At 62.3% G+C, this 4,772-nt stretch carries 4 protein-coding genes and 1 pseudogene; all 5 read right to left on the reverse strand.

Annotated elements, in window-relative coordinates; translation table 11 throughout:
• Positions 1-147, reverse strand: a pseudogene (locus QMX88_RS28760) (flagellar basal body-associated protein FliL); the annotation flags it as partial.
• A gap of 237 nt (positions 148-384) precedes the next feature.
• Positions 385-1,821, reverse strand: a complete 1,437-nt coding sequence (locus tag QMX88_RS28765) for a flagellar hook-length control protein FliK (protein WP_282373636.1) — start codon at positions 1,819-1,821, stop codon at positions 385-387.
• Positions 1,822-1,936: 115 nt separating this feature from the next.
• Complete coding sequence (locus tag QMX88_RS28770; RefSeq protein ID WP_282373637.1) at positions 1,937-2,329, reverse strand: Hpt domain-containing protein; 393 nt, start codon at positions 2,327-2,329, stop codon at positions 1,937-1,939.
• A gap of 29 nt (positions 2,330-2,358) precedes the next feature.
• Positions 2,359-4,068, reverse strand: a complete 1,710-nt coding sequence (locus QMX88_RS28775; protein WP_282373638.1) for an ATP-binding SpoIIE family protein phosphatase — start codon at positions 4,066-4,068, stop codon at positions 2,359-2,361.
• On the reverse strand, positions 4,068-4,370 hold the full coding sequence (locus tag QMX88_RS28780) for an STAS domain-containing protein (protein WP_192174143.1): 303 nt from the start codon (positions 4,368-4,370) through the stop codon (positions 4,068-4,070). Before QMX88_RS28780 ends, QMX88_RS28775 begins: the two co-directional genes overlap by 1 nt.
• Positions 4,371-4,772 lie beyond the last annotated feature (402 nt).

Here is a 4,772-nt window from a genome sequence, read left to right on the forward strand (position 1 = left end):
CAGGCTTTCGGCCTTGTGCATGATGAACCAGGTCGCGCCTACCGACACACCAATGGCCAGCAGCAGCCCCACCACAATGAGGATGATGACTTTCAACTTGCCCTTTTTTGCAGGGTCCGCCACTGCTGCGTCGTCACTCTTCGCCATGCCAATAATCCGTCACTATCCAAGGGGTTCGGTGTTGCGTGACAGAGGAAGAGCAAGGGTTGTGCCAGAACGGCAGCCGCAAGCTGCAAGGGGTGAGCGGCAAGTAAAAGCAAAAGGCGGCAGAGCCCGAGAAACCGAGGTCTCCCATGCACTACCGCCCTTGATCCCATTTTTACTTGCAGCTTGCCGCTAACCCCTTGCCGCGACTGACAACGCCCAAGCGTTGGCAGGGCGTATTCAGGCGTAATAGTCCACCGCGCTGGAACCCACCACGGTCAGCGGTGCGCTGGCAGCCGCCGAGGCGGCGTCCACCGGAGCACCGTCGGCGATGAGGTCGCTGCCACTGGCACCGTTGACGCGGCTGCCGCCGCCGTTGCGCTGACCATCGCCACCAGACTGCTGCTGAGCCTGTTGCTGCCAGCCCTGAGACTGGTCAGAGACGTTGACGTTGACCTGGCCCATGCCCTGCTGGACGAAGGAATCGCGCAGGCGAGACATCTGGCTTTCCAGAGCTTCACGCACGCCAACGTGGGCGCTCATGAAGGTGACCTGGGTCTGCTGGTCCGCCGCCATATTGACGCGGATGTCCAGACGGCCCAGTTCAGCGGGCTCCAGCTGGATGTCCGCCTGTTTGAGGTTCTGGCTCGACAGGTACATCACACGGTTGACCACGCCTTCAGTCCATCCCCCCTGATTCATCGCCAATGGCTGATTGAGCAATGGCGTGGCCGGGGCCGACGTCGACGTGTTTTTCACTTGCGCGGCCTGGGACAAGGCCGCCAGTCGATCGGCGAAGTTGTCCACTCGCGTATCGCTGGTGGCGGCCTTCACGTCTTTCAGGCCGTCAGCCAGCAAGCCGCTGAAGGCTTTGTCGCCGCCGCCTTCGGTGGTGCTCTTGTCCACAGGCTGGTCGCCCAGCGCCGCCAGGTTGGTGGCCAACAGTTGCGAAGGATCGGCGTTCGGGTCTTGCTTGCCCCCACCTTTGCCGTCGCCCTGCACACCGTTGTTCTGCGCCGTCTGCTGGGCCTTGTTTTCCAGGGCGACCTGCACAGCGGTCAAGCCTTCCAGCGGATCGGCGTACGGATCGAAATCGTCGCCGGCGGCGTCGGTTGCGTCGGTTGCAGCGGTCGGCGCCTGCACCGCAGGCGGCGGCATCACGGGCAGCGTGCCGGCGAGAAGCGCCGGATCTACCACTGGCTGAACGGGAGGCGCGACGGCCACGGGCTCTTGAACCGGCGGCGTGACGGCCAGTGTCGGGTCCGGCACAGGGTCTACCGGCGGCGCATCCGCGAGGGTCGGGTCTTTCGGATCGTCAGTGCCGTCATCCTTGTCGTGAGCATCGCCTTTGCCCGCGCCGGCCTCATCGTCGGCCTTGCCGTTCACCGGCTTGGCAGGCAAGCCATTGCCGTTATCGGCAACGGTCTTGTCGGCGGCGGCAGACGTATGGCTGGCGGCAGGCTTGTCGTCGGCTGCCGAACTCTTGGCGCTTGCCGGCTTGGGCGCCGGATTATCCGCACCGTGAGACTTGACCGGTGCCTGCCTGGCGAATACGTCAGAAAAGCTGGAACTGCTGTGCTTGACGGGTTCCGGCGCCTTGGTCGGGGCATTATTCCCGGCTTTCTGGGCTTTGGCCGCTGTCAAAGCCGTCAGTAATGGGTTGGTGGCGAGCGCCATGTGAATCTCCGCAAGAGCACAATTACAGAGAGACAAAGCAAATGGCGGGCCAGGTAGCGAGAGAGGCTGGATTAAACGTGAGTCCGAGGCAGAAAGCCGGAGGGGAACACCCGGCTCAGTGGCTGGCGTGGCAGAGCTGCAGTTCGTCTTCGAAAACTTTCCTGACGGCGCAGAATTCCTCTTTGATCTCGAACACCAGACGCCTTATCCGGGCGTCATCCGCTGTCACCATGCCGCGCCCCTGCTCTTCGAGTTGCAGGCACAGTTCTGACAAATGCGTGGCGCCCATGTTGCCGGTGCTGCCTTTGAAGCTGTGGGCCATCAGGCCGAGGCGTTGCAACGAGGCGCTGGAGGAGGCAGTGAAGGAAGGGTCACGCAACAACAGGGTCATGTCGTTGACCCGATTGATGGAATCGGAAATGAACACCTGCAGCAGCGCCGGGTATTCAGCTTCCATCACGTCACGCAGCGTGCTGAGCACGTGGAAGTCCACAGGATTATTCGACACTTGTTCACTCCTTGATCAAGACGCGGGGATTATGCCAGACCCTCCCAGGCAAATTCCACGCTGGCCGTCCGGCCATCATCGGACCACCGACAGCGGTCGCTGAGCTGCCGGACCAGCGCAAGGCCGCGCCCGGACAATTGGGTGACCGCAGGCGGCAGCGCCAGCACGCGATCGGAATCGAAACCCGCACCGCTGTCCTGCACCCGCACCGTCAGGCGACCGCCCTCGCCGTCCGGGACGATCTGGAAATCGATGCGGATAAAACCGTCCACCAGACCATCGAGGCGTTCGGCGCGTTGCTGGTAGTAAAGCCCAAAACCTGCGGCGTCGCGCTTCAGCGCCGAGTCGAGCCCGAGCACGCCATGCTCCAGCGCGTTGCTGTACAACTCCGACAGCACGATATACAGCTCGCTGCTCTGCATGCGCAAGCCATGTACCTCCTGCAGCAGTTGCAACAGATACGGCAGCGGGTTGAAGCGCTTGAGCGTTGCCGCGCGGTACTCGAACGACGCGGACCAATCCAGCGGGCTGGAATCGCCACTGTCGGTATAGATGACCGAGGGCGGGCCAAGCAAGTCAGGCTCGGTGAAGGCCACTTCGACCATGCTCACATCGTCCCGCGCCTGGCCGCGAAAGCGCGCCAGGGCCCACTGCACTTCTTCGATCAGCAGCGCCGGGTTGCGGTTGCTCACCAGCACATTCTGCAGACGCCGGGCGCCGAACAGTTCGCCGTCCTGGCCGGTGCTGTCGACCACGCCGTCGGACAGCAGAAACACCCGGTCCCCCGGGCCGAAGGGATACACCTGGGTGTTGTCGTCAAAGCTGCCGGCGCTCAAGACACCGAGGGGCACGTTGGACGAAATCAGCGGCGTGTGCGGCCGGTCGTCGCCATGCAGCAGGTAACCATCCGGCAGGCCGCCGTTCCAGACCTCGACCAGCTGCTGCTTGAAGTTCAGGGACAGCAACGCGGCGCAGCAGAACATGTCGACGGGCAGGATGCGCTTGAGCTTGGCGTTCATCTCCCGCAGGGTTTCGGACAAGCCGTACCCCTTGGCGGTCATGCCGTAGAACACCTCGGCCAGCGGCATCGCGCCCACCGCCGCCGGCAAACCATGGCCGGTGAAATCCCCCAACAGCAGGTGCATGTTGCCGGACGGCGACCACGCAGCCAAAAGCAGGTCGCCGTTGAACAGCGCGTAGGGCGATTGCAGGTAACGGATGTTGCGCGAACTCAGGCACCCGGAGTGGGCGATCTGGTCGAACACCGCCTTGGCCACGCGCTGTTCGTTGAGCAGGTATTTATGGTGGCGGGTGATCAGGTCGCGCTGGTGCAGGACGGTTTCCTGCAGCACGCGAAGGCGGTTCATGGCGTTGATCTTGGCGGCCAGTACCACTTGGTTGTAGGGCTTGGCAATGAAGTCGTCGCCGCCGGCGTCGAGGCAACGGGCAAGGTCTTCGCCTTCGGTCAGTGACGTCAGGAAGATGATCGGGACCAGCGCGTCCCCGGCGAGAGTCTTGATCTGGCGCGCCGCTTCGAAGCCGTCCATGACCGGCATCATGGCGTCCATCAGCACCAGTTGCGGCCGCCGACGCTCGAACAGCCCGACCGCTTCGGCGCCGTCGCTGGCGGTCAGGACGTCATGGCCCTGGCGGCTGACGATGGCGGACAGGAGCATCCGGTCGCTGACGTTGTCATCAGCGATGAGGACCGTCAGGCGATCGGAGGCAGGCGAGATCATCAGGCGATTTTGAAGAGTTTGGAGAAGCTGGAGATGGTGAGGATTTTGTGGACGTCGGCGGTGCAGTTGACCAACTGGACTTCGGCTCTTTCGCCGCCGGCATGGTCGCGCAGCAGGAGGAGCATACCGAGCGCTGAACTGTCGAGGTAGGTCGTGTCTTTCAGGTCAACCGTATAGCGTTTGGCCTCGTGTTCTTTTTCGTAGGCGCCACGAAAGTCCTGGTGCTTCGAGAAGTCGAAGCGTCCTTTGATGGTGATGGTCAGCTCTTGGCCATCTTTGGAGCGTTCGGAGGTAACTGACATTGGCAAATTCCTTGTATGAAACAGCGCCAGACGCTTGAGTTTTAGCAGCCCTTGTGAGGCGTGGCAAATCGTTAGCTTTTACTTGGCTTTCAGGATCAAGAGCATCTGCCTAACGGCAGAGGATTCGAAAAGCACGAAGATCAAAAACATCTGCCTAACGGCAGATCGTTTCGCCTTCGGCGAGTTACTTGGAAAAGCACCCCAAGTAACCAAAGGTGCTTGCTCCTGGTTAGGTCCCTCCTCCGTCGCGATACCCTCACTCCGACGACGCTCCGTGCGCGCGCGCCGAACGGACATCCATGTCCTAGCGGCGCTCTCGCGGCATCCATGCCGCTCGGCCCACTCCGCGTCGTCTGCGTTCAGCCTGCACCCAAGTCGCGATTGCGGTGTTTGGGCTTTCTA

This window comes from Pseudomonas sp. PS02290, from assembly GCF_029960075.1.
GTDB lineage: Bacteria > Pseudomonadota > Gammaproteobacteria > Pseudomonadales > Pseudomonadaceae > Aquipseudomonas.